Source organism: Streptomyces sp. NPDC058812 (assembly GCF_042744565.1).
In the GTDB taxonomy this organism is placed as follows: Bacteria; Actinomycetota; Actinomycetes; order Streptomycetales; family Streptomycetaceae; genus Streptomyces; species Streptomyces thinghirensis.
The window spans coordinates 681,620-699,413 of record NZ_JBHYOB010000001.1; the positions used below are offsets into that span (position 1 = coordinate 681,620).

At 71.0% G+C, this 17,794-nt stretch carries 15 protein-coding genes and 1 tRNA gene; 3 read left to right on the forward strand and 13 right to left on the reverse strand.

Features of this window, described 5'->3' with window-relative positions:
• Window positions 1-3: 3 nt before the first annotated feature.
• Both ACFW48_RS03140 and ACFW48_RS03145 read right to left on the reverse strand, forming a co-directional pair.
• Window positions 4-1,158 carry an SPFH domain-containing protein gene (locus ACFW48_RS03140; protein ID WP_386309909.1) on the reverse strand — a complete coding sequence of 385 codons (1,155 nt, stop codon included), beginning with the start codon at window positions 1,156-1,158 and terminating at the stop codon, window positions 4-6.
• Between the two features lie 60 nt (window positions 1,159-1,218).
• The gene (locus ACFW48_RS03145; RefSeq protein ID WP_386309910.1) at window positions 1,219-2,526 is read right to left on the reverse strand and encodes a peptidoglycan-binding protein; all 1,308 of its coding nucleotides are present in this window, start codon (window positions 2,524-2,526) and stop codon (window positions 1,219-1,221) included.
• Window positions 2,527-2,736: 210 nt separating this feature from the next.
• On the opposite strand from ACFW48_RS03145, the gene ACFW48_RS03150 reads away from it, so the two are divergent.
• The 3 genes from ACFW48_RS03150 (at window position 2,737) to ACFW48_RS03160 (ending at window position 7,036) form a co-directional block, all read left to right on the forward strand.
• Window positions 2,737-2,810, forward strand: a tRNA-Lys gene (locus ACFW48_RS03150).
• Window positions 2,811-3,092: 282 nt separating this feature from the next.
• The gene (locus ACFW48_RS03155) at window positions 3,093-5,102 is read left to right on the forward strand and encodes a glycosyltransferase family 2 protein (protein ID WP_386309912.1); all 2,010 of its coding nucleotides are present in this window, start codon (window positions 3,093-3,095) and stop codon (window positions 5,100-5,102) included.
• On the forward strand, window positions 5,099-7,036 hold the full coding sequence (locus tag ACFW48_RS03160; protein ID WP_386309914.1) for a galactose oxidase-like domain-containing protein: 1,938 nt from the start codon (window positions 5,099-5,101) through the stop codon (window positions 7,034-7,036). Before ACFW48_RS03155 ends, ACFW48_RS03160 begins: the two co-directional genes overlap by 4 nt.
• Before the next feature lie 98 nt (window positions 7,037-7,134).
• Here ACFW48_RS03160 and ACFW48_RS03165 read toward each other — a convergent pair whose 3' ends face one another.
• From ACFW48_RS03165 to ACFW48_RS03215, 11 genes are all read right to left on the reverse strand, one after another.
• On the reverse strand, window positions 7,135-8,160 hold the full coding sequence (locus ACFW48_RS03165) for a glycoside hydrolase family 6 protein (RefSeq protein ID WP_386309916.1): 1,026 nt from the start codon (window positions 8,158-8,160) through the stop codon (window positions 7,135-7,137).
• A gap of 89 nt (window positions 8,161-8,249) precedes the next feature.
• On the reverse strand, window positions 8,250-8,921 hold the full coding sequence (locus ACFW48_RS03170; protein WP_386309918.1) for a class F sortase: 672 nt from the start codon (window positions 8,919-8,921) through the stop codon (window positions 8,250-8,252).
• Window positions 8,922-8,927: 6 nt separating this feature from the next.
• Window positions 8,928-9,500, reverse strand: coding sequence for a hypothetical protein (locus ACFW48_RS03175; RefSeq protein WP_386309920.1), 573 nt, complete (start codon window positions 9,498-9,500; stop codon window positions 8,928-8,930).
• A 122-nt stretch (window positions 9,501-9,622) separates the two neighbouring features.
• Window positions 9,623-10,402 carry an HAD-IIA family hydrolase gene (locus ACFW48_RS03180; RefSeq protein WP_386309921.1) on the reverse strand — a complete coding sequence of 260 codons (780 nt, stop codon included), beginning with the start codon at window positions 10,400-10,402 and terminating at the stop codon, window positions 9,623-9,625.
• An 84-nt stretch (window positions 10,403-10,486) separates the two neighbouring features.
• Window positions 10,487-12,010 (reverse strand): alkaline phosphatase family protein, encoded by a 1,524-nt coding sequence (locus ACFW48_RS03185; RefSeq protein WP_386309923.1) that lies wholly within the window; start codon window positions 12,008-12,010, stop codon window positions 10,487-10,489.
• 32 nt (window positions 12,011-12,042) lie between these two features.
• Window positions 12,043-13,095 carry a 2-aminoethylphosphonate ABC transporter substrate-binding protein gene (locus tag ACFW48_RS03190; protein ID WP_386309925.1) on the reverse strand — a complete coding sequence of 351 codons (1,053 nt, stop codon included), beginning with the start codon at window positions 13,093-13,095 and terminating at the stop codon, window positions 12,043-12,045.
• Window positions 13,096-13,132: 37 nt separating this feature from the next.
• Window positions 13,133-13,930, reverse strand: coding sequence for an ABC transporter permease (locus tag ACFW48_RS03195; RefSeq protein WP_386309928.1), 798 nt, complete (start codon window positions 13,928-13,930; stop codon window positions 13,133-13,135).
• A complete protein-coding gene (locus tag ACFW48_RS03200; RefSeq protein ID WP_386309929.1) occupies window positions 13,917-14,822 on the reverse strand; it encodes a 2-aminoethylphosphonate ABC transporter permease subunit in 906 nt (301 codons plus the stop codon). Before ACFW48_RS03200 ends, ACFW48_RS03195 begins: the two co-directional genes overlap by 14 nt.
• Complete coding sequence (locus tag ACFW48_RS03205) at window positions 14,815-15,906, reverse strand: ABC transporter ATP-binding protein (RefSeq protein ID WP_386309931.1); 1,092 nt, start codon at window positions 15,904-15,906, stop codon at window positions 14,815-14,817. Before ACFW48_RS03205 ends, ACFW48_RS03200 begins: the two co-directional genes overlap by 8 nt.
• The gene (locus ACFW48_RS03210) at window positions 15,906-16,634 is read right to left on the reverse strand and encodes an HAD family hydrolase (protein WP_386309933.1); all 729 of its coding nucleotides are present in this window, start codon (window positions 16,632-16,634) and stop codon (window positions 15,906-15,908) included. The genes ACFW48_RS03205 and ACFW48_RS03210 overlap by 1 nt, the downstream gene beginning before the upstream one ends.
• Window positions 16,635-16,642: 8 nt before the next feature.
• The gene (locus tag ACFW48_RS03215; protein WP_386309935.1) at window positions 16,643-17,767 is read right to left on the reverse strand and encodes a TIGR03364 family FAD-dependent oxidoreductase; all 1,125 of its coding nucleotides are present in this window, start codon (window positions 17,765-17,767) and stop codon (window positions 16,643-16,645) included.
• Window positions 17,768-17,794 lie beyond the last annotated feature (27 nt).

Below are 17,794 nucleotides of genomic sequence, written 5' to 3' on the forward strand. Positions count from 1 at the left end.
GGGTCAGGAGCCCGTGTCCCCCCGCCCCGCGCAGAACGCCACCGTCAGGTCCTTCACCAGCACCTTGCGCTCGTAGTCGTCGAGTTCGACCAGCCCGCGCATGGTCAGCCGGGTCACCGTGTCCTCCACCGAGTCCACCACCGAGGTGAGCACGCTGGCCCGCTGCGCCGCGTCCAGCGCGGCGATCCGGCGCCGGTGCATCGCGGCGGCGACCTCGGGGGCGTACTCCACCCGGACCGGTCGCACCGAGAACACCTCCAGGCCGACCGGCGCCGCGTCCGCCGCCACCAGCCGGGTCAGCGTCTCGCCGGCCACGTCCGCGGAGCTGCGGACCGTGCCGAGGGGCTCCACCGGGACCCGGGCCAGCGCCGCCTCCACGCACTCGCGCAGGTACGTCTCGTGGTCCTCGACGCCCAGCGTGGCCTTGGCGGTGTCCCGCACCCGCCACACCACCAGCGTCACCGCCCTGAGCACGACCCCGTTGCCGTCGGCCGCGGGCATCGGCTCGCTGCGCCAGTGCCGCAGCCGGACGTCGACCCGGCGGCGCAGCAGCAGCGGGTTGACCCACATCAGGCCGGTGCGCCGGACGGTCCCCCGGTAGCGGCCGAACAGGCCGAGCACCCAGGCCCGCCCGGTCCGGCCCCGGGCCAGCCCGCCGAACCCGAACAGCCCCAGCGCCCCCGCGGCCGCGTACGCCGCCCACTGCGCCGGACCGAGCCCGGCCCCCGCGTACGCCGGCAGCCCGAGCGCCTCGGCCGCGAGCGGCGGTACGAGCCCGGCCCACCAGGAGGTGGCCGCGCAGCCCGCCGCACCGCAGGCACCGGCGGCCACGCCCGCGGCGCCGGGCAGCACCCGGGCCGGACGCTCCGTCAGCTCCGGGTCGACGCTCGGCGCCGGACGCGGGCGCGCGGCGACGGGGCGCCGCGCCCGGGGCTGCTCCCCCGTGCCCTGCCGACGGCCGACGACCGCGGACCGCAGCGCCACCGGCGCCGGATGGGGGTCGTCGCGGAACAGCAGGTGGACGGGGATCTCGGTGGTGGCCTCGTTGTGGATGAGCCGGGCGGGCCGGTGGCCCGCCTCCGCCGCCCCTTCGGGCGCTTCGGGTCCGGGCGGGGCCGGCGGCTTGGTGTCCGGATTCGTGGAAGAGGTCGTACTCATGCGTGCTCCAGCCTCCGCGCCAGATGCGTCATGAACGGGTGGTCACCGCTGGGCGGACGGTCAGGAGAAGAGCCGCCGCCAGGTCTCCGGGCCCGGGTGGCCGTCCGCCGCGCCACCGCGCCAGCCCTGGGCGCGCTGGAAGGCCTCGACGCCCCGCCGGTCCGCCTCGCCCCAGCGCGGACCCGGCCCGGTCGTGTAGTACTTGCCGAACCCCTTCCTCACCAGCTGCCTGCCGAGCCTGGTGACGTACGGGTTGTCCGCGCCCGGCCCGAACATCGCCCGGCCGGGGTATCCGGCCACCCCGTGCGAGGCGGGGGCCGCGGCGGGGCCGGCCGCCGGGGCCGCGATGTTCTTTCCCTTGCCGGTCTTCAGCAGCCGCCAGGTGCCCGGACCGGGCAGCCCGTCGGCGTCGTCGCCCCGCCAGCCCTGGGCCAGCTGGAACGCCTCGGTGGCCCTGCGGTCCGCGTCCGACCAGCGGGGGCCGGGCCCCGTGGCGTAGAAGCGTCCGGCGCCGCGGGCGACGAGCATCCGGCCCAGCTCGGTGACGTTCTCGTTGTCGGCGCCGGGGCCGAAGGAGGCCGCCCCCGGGTAGGCCGTGGCGGCCGGCGCCCCGCCGGCCGTGGTCGTGGTGACTCCCTTGTAGCGATAGGGCAGGTACTTGGCGGAGTCGCTCCAGTAGGCGTAGGGCGTGGCGAGCTTGCGGGTGTGCGGCGGGGTCTGTTCGTAGGCCGTGTAGGCGGTGCGGGTGTGGTCCGTCCAGCCGCCGAAAATCACCACATGGGAGCCTTTCTGGGGGTCGGACGCATTGTGGAACAGCAGGATGTCGCCGGGCTGGAGCTCCTCCTTGGTAATACGGTCGGCGAACGTGCCGAGGCTGCCCGTCCATTCGTTCGTGGGGAGCTTCCAGGCCATCGACACATAACCCGAGCAGTCCTGCCGGTAACCGTCCGACCAGTAGGCGGTCATGCTGTAGGGCACCTTGGCGGTGACCCAGGTCTTGGCCCGGTTGATGATCTCCGTACGGGTGATCGCGGCCAGTTCCGCACCGGCGGGGGGCGCCGCCGGCGTCCCGGTCGGACCGTGCAGCGGGGCCCTGGGACCCTGCGGGGTGTCGGGCTCGTCACCTGCGGGAACGCCCGGCTGGTGGGACGCGTGAGCGGTGGTCGGCGCCGCTGCCGCCTGCCCCGCGCCCAGGGTCCCGGTGGTGGCGGCGGCGGTGGCGACGGCCACGATCAGCGCGCGGTGGGCCGCCGGGTGGGCGGGGGCGCGGCCGGCCGGGGAATGCGGCAGGACGCGGCGCCAGTGACGGCAACCGGGGCAGTCGCAGTCGCTCGCGGGGTCGATTTCCTCGAATACGGGAGCCTCCATGCGATTCCCCTCACACTCCCGGTGAAAATGTCCGCAGCGGTGCACTTCGGTACATGTCGGTCAGTTTCTCAACTGTCTTCTTCGCGCGCATGCTGACGGTCCGAATGATGTACACGGCGGCGGGCACGACCCCCGGGGCTCCCGGTGCCCCCCCCCGGGGCACGGTCCGGAGCAGCGTCCGGCATCCGGTAGAGTTGCGCAGGTCAGCAGGCGCCGCTAGCTCAGTTGGTTAGAGCAGCTGACTCTTAATCAGCGGGTCCGGGGTTCGAGTCCCTGGCGGCGCACAGACGGTCGAAGGCCCTCCGTAGCACACGGGGGGCCTTCGGCGTACCCGGACCTTGGACATCTTGCGATCATGACGAACGCCGTAGAACCCTGGTCCGGTTGGGGGGCCGGATGCCGAGGGGGGCATCATGCAACCGGGGGTCGCCATTCCATGTCTATATAAGGTGTGGATGCCGTGGTGACAGCAACCCACCACTGTTACGTGCGTGAAGGTCGAGGGGGACCGGAGCGGACGATGGAAGCGACGAAACACGCGTGACCCGCGTGTGGGGGGATGACTCATGACGTCGACGCCGACGGGCGCCGGGCAGGACCACGACCCGTCCCAGACCACCCAGCTCAGGGTGCCCGCGCATCGGACCTGGAACACCGGCTCGCTCCGCCGGATACAGAAGACCCTGCCGAGGTACGACTACGAGCACTACAGCCGGCTCGCGGGCCCCCTCACCCAGCCCGACCCGCACAAGCCGTACAAGGTGCAGTACCGCTCGCTGATATCCCAGGAGCCGCACCGCATCCGGGTCGCCCTGATGCTGGCCGCCGCCCCGCTGCTGTCGGTGGTGCTGCTGGTCTGGCTGCTGCAGCCCACGCACTGGACCGAGCGCGACTACGTGGCCTTCGACTGGCTGCCCGCGCTCGACATCGTGATGCTCGTCTCGATCGGCCTGATCGAGCTGTTCCGCTGCCTGAACGTGCTGTCGAACGCGCACGCCACCCTGGTCGCCCGCGACCCGATCCCGGTGGTGCCCGAGACCGGCACCCGGGTCGCCTTCCTCACCTCCTTCGTGCCCGGCAAGGAGCCGCTGGAGATGGTGACGAAGACCCTGGAGGCGGCCGTGAAGATCCGCCACCGCGGTCTGATGCACGTCTGGCTCCTCGACGAGGGCGACGACCCCGAGGTGAAGGCGGTCTGCGAGCGTCTCGGCGTGCACCACTTCTCCCGCAAGGGCGTCGCGAAGTGGAACATGCCCAAGGGCCCGCACCGCGCCAAGACCAAGCACGGCAACTACAACGCCTGGCTCGACGCGCACGGCGACGACTACGACTTCTTCGCCTCGGTCGACACCGACCACGTGCCGCTGCCCAACTACCTGGAGCGGATGCTCGGCTTCTTCCGCGACCCGGACGTCGGCTTCGTCATCGGCCCGCAGGTCTACGGCAACTACGACAACCCGATCACCAAGGCCGCCGAGTCGCAGCAGTTCCTCTTCCACGCGCTGATCCAGCGCGCCGGCAACCGGTACGGCTCGCCGATGTTCGTGGGCACCTCCAACGCGGTGCGGATCAGCGCCCTGAAGCAGATCGGTGGTCTGTACGACTCGATCACCGAGGACATGGCGACGGGCTTCGAGATCCACCGCCACAAGAACCCGGCCACGGGCCGCAAGTGGCGCTCGGTCTACACCCCGGACGTACTCGCGGTCGGCGAGGGCCCGAACGCCTGGACGGACTTCTTCACCCAGCAGATGCGCTGGTCGCGAGGGACGTACGAGACGATCCTCAAGCAGTACTGGAAGGGCTGGTACTCGCTCCCGCCGAGCAAGCTCTTCAACTACACGATGATGATCATCTTCTACCCGATGTCCGCCCTGAACTGGATCCTGGCGGCGCTGAGCTGCTGCCTGTTCCTGGGCCTGGGCGCCTCGGGTGTGAACATCGACCCGGCGGTCTGGCTGATGCTCTACGGCAACGCCTCCGCCCTCCAGATCGGCCTGTACGTCTGGAACCGCCGCCACAACGTCTCGCCGCACGAGCCGGAGGGCTCCGGCGGTGTGGCCGGCATGGTCATGTCCGCGCTGTCGGCGCCGCTCTACGCGAAGGCGCTCATCGACTCCGTGCTGCGCCGCAAGAGCAAGTTCGTGGTGACGCCCAAGGGCGACTCGGCCAGCCCGGACACCCTCTTCGGGACCTTCCGGTACCACTGGTACTTCATCCTGATCTTCGGCGGCTCGATCGCCGCCGGCTTCGTCTACGGTCACTCGCACCCCGCGATGATCATCTGGGCGACGTTCGCTCTGCTGATCACCGCGTCGCCGATGTTCGCCTGGCGCCACGAACTGCGGAAGGCGAAGAAGCAACCGCCGGCCGCAGCGGCGGAGCCCGAGGCACGGGTCTCGTCGCAGCAGCAGCCCGCGGACGCGGCACCCGCGCAGGCGTACGCGCCACACATGCAGCACGCGCCGCACGCGCCGCACGCGCCGCAGCAGAAGCCCAGCTGGGCAGCCTCCGACGGAGGCAACGACCAGACCATGCAGATCGCCCTTGGTGGACTTGGGGGACGTAAGGAATGAAGGACCGTGCCGGCCGCCGCCGCGCCCGTCGCTTCGCGATAGGTACGGCGGTGGTAGTCGCGCTGGCCGGGATGAACGGGCCGTGGCTCTACCGCTTCGGAACCGAGAAATACCACCAGTACAAGATCAACAAGCCGGAGTACAAGGCCGCCAACGGCAAGTGGGAGATCATCGAGTTTCCCGAGAAGTACCGGCAGAACACCATCCACGCGGCGCTGCTGCGCACCGGCAAGGTGCTGCTCGTCGCGGGGTCGGGCAACAACCAGGACAACTTCGACGCGAAGCAGTTCGACACCCGGATCTGGGACCCGGTCAAGGGGACCATCAAGAAGGTGCCGACGCCCACCGACCTGTTCTGCACCGGCCACACCCAGCTCGCCAACGGCAACCTGCTGATCGCCGGCGGCACCAAGCGGTACGAGAAGCTCAAGGGCGACGTCACCAAGGCCGGCGGCCTGATGATCGTCCACAACGAGAACCCGGACAAGCCGATCACCCTGCCGGCGGGCACCAAGTTCACCGGCAAGGAGAACGAGAAGACCTTCGTCTCCAAGGACCCGGTGCTGGTGCCCCGCGCCGAGAAGGTCTTCGACAAGGCGACCGGCGAGTTCCTGCGCAACGACCCGGGCATCGGCCGGATCTACGTCGAGGCCGAGAAGAGCGGCCGGAAGTACCAGACGGGCACTCAGGACAACTACCGGGTCCATGGCCTGTCGGGCGCCGACGCGCGCAACACGTACGGCATCGCGCAGAAGCTCGCCCTCGACAAGAAGGACTTCCAGGGCATCCGGGACGCCTTCGAGTTCGACCCGGTCGCCGAGAAGTACATCAAGGTCGACCCGATGCACGAGGCCCGCTGGTACCCGACGCTCACCACCCTGAGCGACGGCAAGATCCTCAGCGTCTCCGGCCTCGACGACATCGGCCAGCTGGTCCCGGGCAAGAACGAGGTCTACGACCCGAAGACCAAGAAGTGGACCTACCTCGACAAGGTCCGCCAGTTCCCGACGTACCCGGCGCTGTTCCTGATGCAGAACGGCAAGGTCTTCTACTCGGGCGCGAACGCCGGCTACGGCCCCGACGACGTGGGCCGCGACCCGGGCATCTGGGACGTGGAGACCAACAAGTTCACCAAGGTCCCCGGCATGAGCGACGCCAACATGCTGGAGACCGCCAACTCGGTGCTGCTGCCGCCGGCGCAGGACGAGAAGTACATGGTGATCGGCGGCGGCGGGGTCGGGGAGTCCAAGCTGTCCAGCGAGAAGACCCGGATCGTCGACCTGAAGGCCGACGACCCGAAGTTCGTGGACGGGCCGTCACTGGACAAGGGCACGCGCTATCCGCAGGCCTCGATCCTGCCGGACGACAGCGTGCTGGTCTCCGGCGGCTCGGAGGACTACCGGGGCCGCAGCGACTCCAACATCCTCGAGGCCCGGCTGTACCACCCGGACAGCAACGAGTTCGAGCGGGTCGCCGATCCGCTGGTCGGCAGGAACTACCACTCCGGTTCGATCCTGCTGCCCGACGGACGCATGATGTTCTTCGGGTCGGACTCGCTCTACGCCGACAAGGCCAACACCAAGCCGGGCAAGTTCGAGCAGCGCATCGAGATCTACACGCCGCCGTACCTGTACCGGGACTCGCGGCCGGATCTTTCCGGGGGGCCGCAGACCATCGAGCGTGGTGAGTCGGGGACGTTCACGTCCCGGGCGGCGGAGTCGGTCAAGAAGGTGCGGCTGATCCGGCCGAGCGCGTCGACGCATGTCACCGACGTGGATCAGCGGTCGATCGCGTTGGACTTCAAGGCGGACGGGGATCAGTTGACGGTGACGGTCCCTGAGAACAAGAACCTCGTTCAGTCCGGGTGGTACATGATGTTCGTGACGGATGGGGAAGGGACGCCGAGTAAGGCGGAGTGGGTGCACGTTCCCTAGCGCTCCCGCAGGTTGTGACTAGGGGTGCGGGAGCGCTGTGACTGGTCGCGCTCCCGCGGCGGAGCCGCAAATGTCACAGCCCCGCGCCCCTGGGTTCTTTACCCTTGCGCCAACTTCAAGGCGTACTCCGGCCACCACTCGCCCGCCTTGGGGCCGCCCTTGCACTCGCCGTCCGACTCTCCCGGGCGCTTGACCCACAGGTAGGCGTCCACGAGGGGGTCGGCGGTCTTCGTCGTCGGGGTTTCGCCCAGGGCTCGGCCGGGCGGGTTGCACCAGCGTTCGCCCGGGTCGCCCTCCGTGTAGGGGCCGTTGCCGTTGCGGCTGGTGTCGATGACGAAGTGCTTGCCGCCGATCTTGGCGGAGAGCTGCTTGCCGTAGGCGATGGAGTCCTCGGTGGTGTAGAAGTTCGAGACGTTGACCGAGAAGCCGTCGGCCTGGTCGATGCCCGCCCACTTCAGCGGCTCGAAGATCTGGTCCGGGTGGCCCCAGCCGGCGTTGCCCGCGTCCAGGTAGACCTTGGTGTTCTTCAGCGCGGTGAGCTTGCTGACGGCGCCCTTGAGGAGGTCGTAGCGCTCCTCGTGGAACTGCTCCGGAGTGCAGCCGTCCACCAGGTGGAGCACCGCGTCCGGTTCCAGGATGACCGTGGCGGAGCGGTCGCCGATGCCCTTGGCCACGCCGTCGATGAACGAACGGTAGGCGTTGCCGTCGGCGGCGCCGCCGCCCGAGTACTGGCCGCAGTCGCGGTGCGGGATGTTGTAGAGGACGAGCAGGGCGGTGCGACCGGCCTCGTCGGCGGCCTCGGTGAAGCCGCGGGCCTGCTCCTCGGGGTTCTCCGGGCTGATCCACTCGCCGGTCGGCTGCTGGGCGATCTTGCGGATCTGCTCGGCCTGGTCCTTCTTGTCGGACTTCTGCAACGCCGCCAACTGCTGGGCCGCGTTGCCGTCCGGGTTGACCCAGAACGGGTCGGCCTCCTTGGGCTGCTGGGTTATCCCGGCGCCCGCCTTCTTGTCCTTGTCCTCGCCGCCGTCGGACGAGGAGCAGCCCGCGAGCAGCAGTGCCGCCCCCAGTGCCACCGCGGACGCTCGCCTAGTGGACAAGCTTCCGGCCCCCCTGCTGCCGTACATCCAACCCCCCTGGGTGCACTGTTCCAAGGCTCAATCCTGACATACGCCTGTGGCACCCAGGGGGTTCCCGGATACCGGCCCGAAGGTGCCTAGCGGCCGGTACCCGTGAGGTACGCCGATACGACCACGTTGGCCGTGTAGCTGTTGGTGGCGCGGTCGAAGGTGCCGCCGCAGGTGATCAGCCGGAGTTCGGCGCGGCCCGTGCTGTGCGGCCCGTAGGCCTGCTGGGCGTCGAAGCCGTCGCGGGTGAGGACCTGGACGTCGTCGACGGTGAACTCGGCGACCTGGGCGTCGTCGCGGACCACCCGGATGGTCTCGCCGGGCTCCAGGGTGCTGATCTCGTAGAAGACGGCGGGCTCGGTCTCGGTGTCGACGTGGCCCACCATCAGCGCGGTCCCGGCCTCTCCCGGGCTCACGCCGTCCGCGTACCAGCCGACGGAGCCGGGCCGGTCGAAGGGCGGTGGTTCGATGGCGCCCTCGGTGTCGAGGCCGCGGGACACGACGGGGGCCCGGATGCCGAGCCCGGGGACGTCGAGCCGCTGGGGCAGGGCGTCGCCGAGGGGCGCGTGGGCGGGGGGCAGTGGTACGTCGGGGGGCCGGCCGGCCGCCGCCATGTCGCCGGTGGCCGGCCGGGATATGCCCTCGCGCACGTCGGTGGCCTCGCGGCCCCACAGCCACAGCCCGAGGAGCAGCACCACCCAGGCGATGCCGGTCACCAGGCGGCCGGAGCCGACGGTGCGTCGCTGGTCCTGTTCGGACATGGTCGGTCAGTCCGTCCCGCGGCTCCGGCTGCGGACGCTGCGCAGCGCGACGGCGACGGCGGCGATGCCGGCGAGGACGAGGCCGGTCACGGTGTGCGCCGTGCCGGGAGGTTCGGGGCGGGCCTCGTCCCGGGCGTCGGCGGCGGCCAGTCGCGCGGTGCCGCCGCCGCCCGCGTCGACGGGGGCGACGGGAGAGGCGGGGGCGGCCGGGCGGCGCCGCTCGGCGACGGTGACGGTGCCCTCGCGGGCGTCGTCGCCGCACTTGACCTGTACGGCGTACACGCCGGCCGCCATGGTGGAGCGGACCGTGCCGGCCCCGACGAGGACGCCGTCCTTCGCGGCCAGGGTGAGCCGTACGTCCGAGGCGAAGGCCGCCGACACGGCGAGGGCCGTTTTCTCGGTGCAGTCCGCCACGCGGAGCTTGACGTCGCTGCCGGGCGCGGGGGTGGACGGTGAGACCGAGACACCACCGCCGTCCACCGCGTACGCGGCCGGTGCGATCGCCGCGATCGCCGCGATCGGTGCGAGCGCCGCGGCCGCCGCGGCTCCGGCACAGAGAGTGACTTTCAGTGAGCCCATCGTGCACCTCCAGTTACCTGGAGACTCCCCCGCGGGACGGGCCCCCGCATCCTGCGCGGGGGCCCGGCTGCTCCGAACGGGCTACAGCGGGGGCGTGCGGGTTTACCGCCGCTTCGCGGGTCTCAGACCCGTTCGACCAGGTCGGCGATCGAGTCGACCACCTTGGACGGGCGGTACGGGAAGTTCTCGACCTGCTCGGGCCGGGTCAGGCCGGTGAGGACGAGGAAGGTCTGCATCCCGGCCTCGATGCCGGCCAGCACGTCGGTGTCCATGCGGTCGCCGATCATCGCGCTGGTCTCGGAGTGGGCGCCGATCGCGTTGAGCCCCGTGCGCATCATCAGCGGGTTGGGCTTGCCGGCGAAGTACGGCTGCTTGCCGGTCGCCTTGGTGATCAGCGCGGCCACCGCCCCGGTCGCCGGGAGCGGGCCCTCGGCGGAGGGGCCGGTCTCGTCGGGGTTGGTGCAGATGAACCGGGCGCCGGCGTTGATCAGCCGCACCGCCTTCGTCATGGCCTCGAAGGAGTACGTACGGGTCTCGCCGAGGACGACGTAGTCGGGGTCGTGGTCGGTGAGGATGTAGCCGATGTCGTGCAGCGCGGTGGTCAGGCCGGCCTCGCCGATGACGTACGCCGAGCCGCCGGGCCGCTGGTCCTGGAGGAACTGGGCGGTGGCCAGCGCCGAGGTCCAGATGGACTCGACCGGCACCTCCAGGCCCATGCGGCGCAGCCGGGCGTGCAGGTCGCGCGGGGTGTAGATGGAGTTGTTGGTGAGGACCAGGAAGGGCTTGCCGGACTCGCGGAGCCTCTTGATGAAGGCGTCGGCGCCGGGGATCGGCACGCCTTCGTGGATGAGGACGCCGTCCATGTCGGTGAGCCACGACTCGATGGGCTTGCGGTCTGCCATGTGCAACGAACTCCTGGCGTGCGGTGGTGCATGGGCGGGGGCGCCGGAACCACGGCGTACCGACGCCCCACAGCCTAATCAGGACTACGCCACACTGACCCCGTCGATCACCCAGTACCAGTTGTTCGCCCCGGTGTACCGGAAGCGGAAGCTCACGCTGGAGGCTCCGGAGGGGACCCGGACGGTGAGTGACTGGGGCTGTGAGATCACGTCGGAGGTGTAGCTCTTGACGACGGTGGGGGTGCCGCCGTTGAAGGAGGCGAGGATCTGGGCGGTCTGACTGCCGTCCTGCCGGTAGAGGGTGGTGAATTCCAGGCGGACGGCCGACTTGCCGGTGACGTCGTACACCGGGGTGACCAGGGTCGAGTCGTAGGCGCCGGAGAAGGACTTGTCCGCCCACTCGTCGGAGTCGGCGACCGCGAACACGCCGCGCGAGCGGACGTTCAGCTCGCGGGACTGGTCGCGCTGGGTGCGGGACCAGAACTCGTCGGTGGCGAAGGACCAGCCGCGCCACTCGGTCATGCCGCCGGTGCCCATGGCGTTGTTGATGACGGACCAGCCGCGGGGCGGGGTGTGGGTGAAACCGAGGACGCCGGCGGGGATGCCGGTTTCGTCGACGCGTGGTGTCAGGGAGCCGTGGAGCGCGTCGAACGGGTCGGTGGACCGCTCCTGGATCGGCTTGCCGTCCAGGCCCCAGGCGGGATCGACGGGAATGCCGAGCTGCTTGAGGACGGTCGGGACGACGTCGACGAGCCGGGTGTCGGCCGGGCGGGCGCCGGCTGCGATGCCGGGGCCGGTGGCGAGGACGAAGGTGCGGCGCTCCTCGATCGCGGAACCGCCGTGGCCGCCCGCGTCCAGGTGGCCGTGGTCGGTGGTGACGATGACGGTCCAGCGTTCGGAGGCGTACGTGGGCCGGGCCCGGATCGCCGCGCGCAGGCGGCCGACGTAGGCGTCCTGCCGGGCGATCACGTCGAGGTACGCCTGGCTGGCCGCGCCCTTGTTGTGGCCGACGATGTCGGAGTCGCCGAAGTAGACGAAGAGCACGTCCGGGTTCCGGTCCCGGATGACCGCCTCGGCCTCGGCGGCGATGGTGGCGTCGTGCGCGGTGTAGCCGTCGGCGTCACCGTCGAGGACGAGCTTGGCGTCGGCGCCGGGGGTGACGGTGCCCTGGGTGTCGAGGGGCTTCCAGTCGACGGCGGCGTACGTGGACAGCCCGGGCCGGACCTGGGCCAGGCGGGCCAGCAGGCCGGGGTACTCGGCGTACTCCTTGCCCGCGAAGGAGTTGTCCTTGACTCCGTGCTTGTCGGGCCAGACGCCGGTGGAGACGGTGGACCAGCCGGGGCCGGAGGAGGTGGCGGCCATCGGGTTCGCGTAGAGCAGGGACAGGCCGTACGTCCCTTCGCGCATCATGGCCTTCAGGTGCGGGGCGTCGGCCGCGTCGATGCGGTCGTGGCGCAGGCCGTCCATGCCGATGAGCAGGACTTTGTCCTTGCTGGTGCCGCTGGGGAGGGTGGGGGCGGCGTGTGCCTTGGGGGCGCCCAGGGCGGTGAGGGCGGCGGTGCCTGCCGTGGCGGCCAGGACGGTGCGGCGGGAGAGGGCTGACGACACGTGTTCCTCCTGGTGAGGGATGAGTGAAGGGGTCAGCTGCCGGTGGCCGACTTCCAAGCGTCGATGTAGGACGTCAGGTTCTCCTCGATGTCGTCCCAGTCGGGCTCGAAGACCTCCACGCCGTCCATCAGCTTGGTGAGCGCGATGGCGTTGGCGTCGGTGGCCTTGACATCCTGGCGGGCCGTGAAGCCGCCGCCGATCTCGCTGACCTGCTGCTGCGCCTTCTGGCTCAGCATGTAGTCGAGGAGCTTCTTGCCGTTCTCGCTGTGCGGGGCGTCGCTGACCAGGCCCGCCGCGTAGGGCAGGGCGAAGGTGGTGGGCTTGCCGCCCTCGCGGGCCGGGAACCAGATGCCGAGGTTCGGCATGGACTTGGACTGGGCGTAGTTCATCTGGACGTCGCCGTTGGCGACGAGCAGTTCGCCCTTGTCGACCTTGGGGGCGAGCTTGCCGGTGGAGGCGGACGGGCCGACGTTGTTGGCCTGGAGCTTCTCCAGGTACTCCATGGCGGGCTTCTCGCCGCCGAAGTCGTGCATGGCCTTGATGAGGACGGCGGTGCCGTCGCCGGCGACGCCGGGGGTGGAGTACTGGAGCTTGTTCTCGTACTTGCCGTCGAGCAGGTCCTCCCAGGTGGCGGGGGCCTGCTTCAGCTCCTTCTTGTTGTGGATGAAGCCGAAGTAGTTGTTGACGACGGCGGTCCAGGTGCCGTTCGCGGCCTTGTCGGCGCCGCTGACCTGCTCGACGCCCTTGGGGGCGTACTTCTGGAGCAGGCCCTTGGTGTCGGCCTGCTGGATGAACGGCGGGAGGGTGACGAGCACGTCGGCCTGCGGGTTGCGCTTCTCCCGGGTGGTGCGCTGCACCATCTCGCCGGAGCCGCCCTCCACATACTCGACCTTGATGCCGGTCTCCTTCTCGAAGTCCTCGAAGACCTGGTCGTACCAGCCGTCGCCGTTCTCGCCCTTGAGGCCGTCGGCGCTGTAGACGGTGACGACGTTCTCGTCGGAGGCGGCGGAGGTGCCGGAGCAGGCCGTCAGGGGGATGGCGAGGACGGCGAGGGCGGCGAGCGGCTTGAGGGGGTTCCTGGGCATGGCGAGGTGAACTCCTTGCGCGACGGTGGGAAAGGGGTCAGCGATACGAGGCTTTGGTGCGGATCCGGGACACCGCGAGCAGCACCAGCAGCGTCGCCGCCATCAGGACCACGGCGATGGCGGAGCCGGTGAACAGGGCGCCGCGGTCGGTGGAGGCGTAGATCAGGACCGGCAGCGGGGTCCAGTCCGGCGGGTAGAGCATCATCGTGGCGCTCAGCTCGCCCATGGACAGGGCGAAGCAGAGGCCGGCGGCGGCGGTCAGGGACGGCAGCAGCAGCGGCAGCTTGACCCGCCACAGGACGTGGGCCGGGGAGGCGCCGAGGGAGGCGGCGGCCTGCTCGTACGCCGGGTCGAGGCGGGTGATCGCCGCCGACACCGACTGGTACGCGAAGGCGGTGACCAGGACGGAGTGGGCGATGATCACGATCCAGCGGGTGCCGTTGAGCAGCATCGGCGGCTGGGAGAAGGCGACCAGGGTCGCGAGGCCCACGACGACGGAGGGCACGGCGACCGGCAGCACGAACAGGGCGTCGACCACCTTGCGGTGCCGCTTCTTCAGCGCCGCCGCCGCGAGCGCGGCCCAGGTGCCGGTGGCGAGGGCGAGCAGGCTGGCCGTGACCGCGGTGACCAGGCTGGTGGTGAGCGCCTGGAGTGCCTCGCCGCGGGTGGCCGCCTCGTAGTTGGCGGTGGTGAAGCCGGAGGGCAGGACGCTGGACCAGTTGGTGGCGAAGGAGGCGCCGAGGACCACGAGCAGCGGGAGGGCGAACAGGGGCAGGAAGAGGAGGAAGAAGACCGTCCACACGGCCCACCTCGCCCCGCGGTTATGCACCAGCACGGCGGCTCACCACCCGGTAGAGGCTGTAGAGGCCCACGGAGATCAGGACGTTGACGACGGCGACCACGCAGGCGCCCGGGTAGTCGGACTCCAGGATCGCCTTGCCGTAGACGAGCGTCGGCAGGGTCGTGACGCCCTTGGCACCGGTGAAGAGCACGATGCCGAACTCGTTCAGGCACAGGACGAGGACCAGGCTGCCGCCGGCCGCGAGGGCGGGCAGCGCCTCCGGCAGGATGATCTGCCGGACGATGCGCGAGGCACGGGCGCCCAGCGAACTGGCGGCCTCCAGCTGGCCGGTGTCCAGCTGCGAGAAGGCGGCGAGCAGCGGGCGCATCACGAACGGCGTGAAGTACGTGATCTCCGCGAGCAGCACACCCCAGGGCGTGGTCAGGAACTGGAACGGCCCCTCGGCGGCCCCCGTGGCGTCGGTCCACGCGCCGTTGGCCATGCCGACCGTGCCGTAGATGAAGAGCAGGGCGAGCGTGATCAGGAAGGACGGGAAGGACAGGAAGACGTCGATGAACCGGGACACCGCCCTCGCCCCCGGGAACGGCACGAAGGCGATGACCAGCGCCAGCACGAATCCGAGCACCAGGCAGCCGACGGTGGCGGCCACCGCCAGCCACACGGTGGTCCACAGCGCCTCGCGGAAGGCGTACGAGGCGAAGACGTCGGCGTACGGCTGGATCGAGGTGCCGCCGGTGTCGGGCTGGAAGGACTGCTGGACGACGAGGGCGAGGGGGTAGAGGAAGACGAGGGCGAGGAGGGCGACGGGAGGAAGCGCCCACAGAAGCGCCCCATAGGGGCGCGGGGCTGTGCTCGATTTCCGGCTGCCGCCGGGCGGGCGCGCCAAGCCCACGACGGGCCGCGGCTCGGCAACGGCCTCAGCCATGGTTCACCCCCGCGGGCAGCAACACCGCGTCCTCGGGCGCGAAGTGCAGGCTCACCGACTCCCCGTGAACCGGCGGCGTCTTCAGCTCGCGCAGGTCAGCCATGACGCGGTGCCCAGCGACATCGACGTACAGCCGGTGCGTGGCACCCCGCCACTGGATCTCCCCCACCGTGCCGGTGAGCCGGTTGGGTCCGTCGCCGAGCCCGACGAGATGCGGCCGCACGCACAGGACGGCCGACGCGCCCCGCGCGGCACCCTCCGTGTCGACCTTGATGTCCGCGTCTCCGAAGGACACTCCCCCGGCTCCGACGGTCACCGGCAGCAGGTTCGCGCCACCCACGAAGGACGCCGTGAACTCATCGGCCGGCGCCCGGTACAGCTCCCTCGGCGTCCCGCACGCGCGCAGCCTCGCCTTGTCCATGACCGCGATCCGGTCGGCGAGGGTCAGCGCCTCCACCTGGTCGTGGGTGACGTAGAGGATCGACACGTCGGGCAGCTCGCGGTGCAGGCGGGCCAGTTCGGCGAGCATGCCGGAGCGCAGCTGGGCGTCGAGGGCGGACAGCGGCTCGTCGAGGAGGAGGACGTCCGGACGGATGGCGAGGGCGCGGGCGATGGCGACGCGCTGCTGCTGGCCGCCGGACAGCTCGCGGGGGTAGCGGCGGGCGTAGGCGCCCATGCCGGTCATCTCCAGCGCCTCGGCGACCCGCTCCCGTATGCCGGCCCGGGCGACCTTGCGGGCCCGGAGCCCGAAGGCGACGTTGTCCTCCACCCGCATGTGCGGGAACAGGGCGTACTGCTGGACGACCATGCCGATGCCGCGCCGGTGCGGAGGCAGGTCGGTGACGTCGCGGTCGCCGAGGAAGACCCGCCCCGAGGCGGGCCGTACGAATCCGGCGACCGCCCGCAGCGCGGTGGTCTTGCCGGATCCGGACGGCCCGAGGAGCGCCATGACCTCGCCGGGTTCGACGGTGAGGTCCAGGGCGTCGAGGACGACGTTGCCGTCGTAGGCGACGGTGACCTTGTCGAAGCGGATGCCGGTGGTGGCGCTGGCGGTACTGGTGGTGGTTGGGGCGCTGGTGGCCATCAGCCGGCTCCTCGCAGGAGGGTGGGCAGGTCGGCGACGGAGTCCAGCACGTGGGTCGCGCCCGCCTCGCGGAAGGCGTCGTCGCCGTGGGCCCCGGTGCGCACCCCGGCGACCAGGCCCGCGCCGGCCCGTACGCCGCTCAGCACGTCGTACGAGGTGTCGCCGACGACGGCGACCTGGTGTACGGCGTCGGCGGCCTTGGTGCGCAGGAAGGCCTCCAGCACCATGTCCGGGTAGGGCCGTCCGCGCCCGCCCGCGTCGGCGGGGCACAGGGTGAGCGGCACCAGGCCGCGCCAGCCGAGCGCGCCGAGGATGGCGTCCTGGGTGACGCGGGCGAAGCCGGTGCTCAGGACGACGGTGCGGCCGTCGGCCGTCAGCTCCTCGACGGCCTCGCGGGCGCCGGGGACCGGGGCGATCAGACCGCCGTCGACGAGTTCGCCGTACGCCTTCTCGAAGGCGGCGTTGGCGTGCTGGGCGCGGTCCTCGTCGCCGAACAGGTGCCGGAAGACGGAGATCTTGGACTCGCCCATGGTGGCGCGGACGTAGTCGAGCTTGTCGGCGTGGTCGGGGGTGCCCGGCTCGACGCCCAGTTCACGGGCGGCGGTGTCGAAGGCGCGCTCGACGAGGCCGCCGTCGGCGACGGTGGTGCCGGCCATGTCGAGGACGACGAGGCGGATGTCCGACGTGGTCGTGGCGGTCGTGGTGGTCGTGGTGGTGAGGGTGGTCATAGGTGCTTTCACCAGCCCAGTTCGTTCGCGGTGGTTTCGGCTATCGCGGGTGAGCAGGTCATGCCGCGCCCGCCCGGCCCGGTGACCAGCCAGACGCCGTCGCGCACCTGCTGCCGGTGCACGACCCGGCTCTTGTCGGTGCACTGCGCGTACACCCCGGCCCAGCGGCGGCGGACCTTGGGCAGCGGGCGGCCGAGGAGGGACTCGACGACGCCGGTGAGGTGCTCGTAGGGGTCCTCGACGGTGTCGAAGGCGAAGGGGTGCTCGTACTCGTGGGTGTCGCCGATGGTCAGGCCGCCGTCGGCGCGCTGCACCATCAGCAGCTGCATCTTGTGCTCCGCGGCCGTGGCCGGCTGCGGCTGCCGCGCGTTCAGCTCGTCCAGGGCGGGCGAGCCGTACGCGGGGTAGTAGCGGAAGCTGTCGGCGTCGGCGACCGAGGTGGTCAGCGTCTCGTCGAGGGGGTCGGTCTGCATCATCTGGAGGCGGACCCTGCGCACGGGCAGGTCGGGCCCGGCCAGCTCGCGGACGAGGCCGCCGAGCCAGGCGCCGGTGCACAGGACGACGACGTCGCCGGTGTGCACGTCGCCGTGGTCGTCGCGGACGGTGTTCTCGCCGATGACGTCGCGGACCTCGCGGCCGGGCAGGAAGGTGTAGTCCGGGGACTTGAGCAGCTCTGCGCGCAGGGCGAGCTGGGCGGTGCGCGGTTCGACGGCGGCGTCGCGCTCGCAGTACAGCGCGGCGTCGAACTCGCCGCGCAGGGCCGGGTTCAGGGCGCGGGCCTCACCGGGGGTGAGGAGCTTGTGGCCGCGGGCGGCGGCGTCCGGGCGGGCCACGGCCGCCTCGGCGACCGCGCGTTCCAGGTCGCCGCGGACCGGGGTCAGGGAGCCGTTCGGGCGGAAGCCCAGCCCCGGGATCCGGCCGCCGATCTCCTCCCACAGCTCCCGCGCCCGCAGCGCGGTCTCCAACTCCTCTCCACCCGCGCGGCCACTGACCCAGATCTGGCCGAAATTGCGCAGTGAGGCGCCGCGGGCCTCGGTCTCGCGCTCGATCTGTACGACCTCGTGGCCGCGGTTCACTGCGTGCCAGGCGTGCATGGTGCCCACCACGCCGGCTCCGACGACTATCACTCTCACGACCGCCACGCTCCTTGGCATTGGGGA

Excerpts from the sequence above, each read along its gene's own strand:
- ACFW48_RS03140 (WP_386309909.1), bottom strand. The coding sequence starts at position 1,158 with ATGAGTACGACCTCTTCCACGAATCCGGACACCAAGCCGCCGGCCCCG.
- ACFW48_RS03145 (WP_386309910.1), bottom strand. The coding sequence starts at position 2,526 with ATGGAGGCTCCCGTATTCGAGGAAATCGACCCCGCGAGCGACTGCGAC.
- ACFW48_RS03155 (WP_386309912.1), top strand. The coding sequence starts at position 3,093 with ATGACGTCGACGCCGACGGGCGCCGGGCAGGACCACGACCCGTCCCAG.
- ACFW48_RS03160 (WP_386309914.1), top strand. The coding sequence starts at position 5,099 with ATGAAGGACCGTGCCGGCCGCCGCCGCGCCCGTCGCTTCGCGATAGGT.
- ACFW48_RS03165 (WP_386309916.1), bottom strand. The coding sequence starts at position 8,160 with ATGTACGGCAGCAGGGGGGCCGGAAGCTTGTCCACTAGGCGAGCGTCC.
- ACFW48_RS03170 (WP_386309918.1), bottom strand. The coding sequence starts at position 8,921 with ATGTCCGAACAGGACCAGCGACGCACCGTCGGCTCCGGCCGCCTGGTG.
- ACFW48_RS03175 (WP_386309920.1), bottom strand. The coding sequence starts at position 9,500 with ATGGGCTCACTGAAAGTCACTCTCTGTGCCGGAGCCGCGGCGGCCGCG.
- ACFW48_RS03180 (WP_386309921.1), bottom strand. The coding sequence starts at position 10,402 with ATGGCAGACCGCAAGCCCATCGAGTCGTGGCTCACCGACATGGACGGC.
- ACFW48_RS03190 (WP_386309925.1), bottom strand. The coding sequence starts at position 13,095 with ATGCCCAGGAACCCCCTCAAGCCGCTCGCCGCCCTCGCCGTCCTCGCC.
- ACFW48_RS03200 (WP_386309929.1), bottom strand. The coding sequence starts at position 14,822 with ATGGCTGAGGCCGTTGCCGAGCCGCGGCCCGTCGTGGGCTTGGCGCGC.
- ACFW48_RS03205 (WP_386309931.1), bottom strand. The coding sequence starts at position 15,906 with ATGGCCACCAGCGCCCCAACCACCACCAGTACCGCCAGCGCCACCACC.
- ACFW48_RS03210 (WP_386309933.1), bottom strand. The coding sequence starts at position 16,634 with ATGACCACCCTCACCACCACGACCACCACGACCGCCACGACCACGTCG.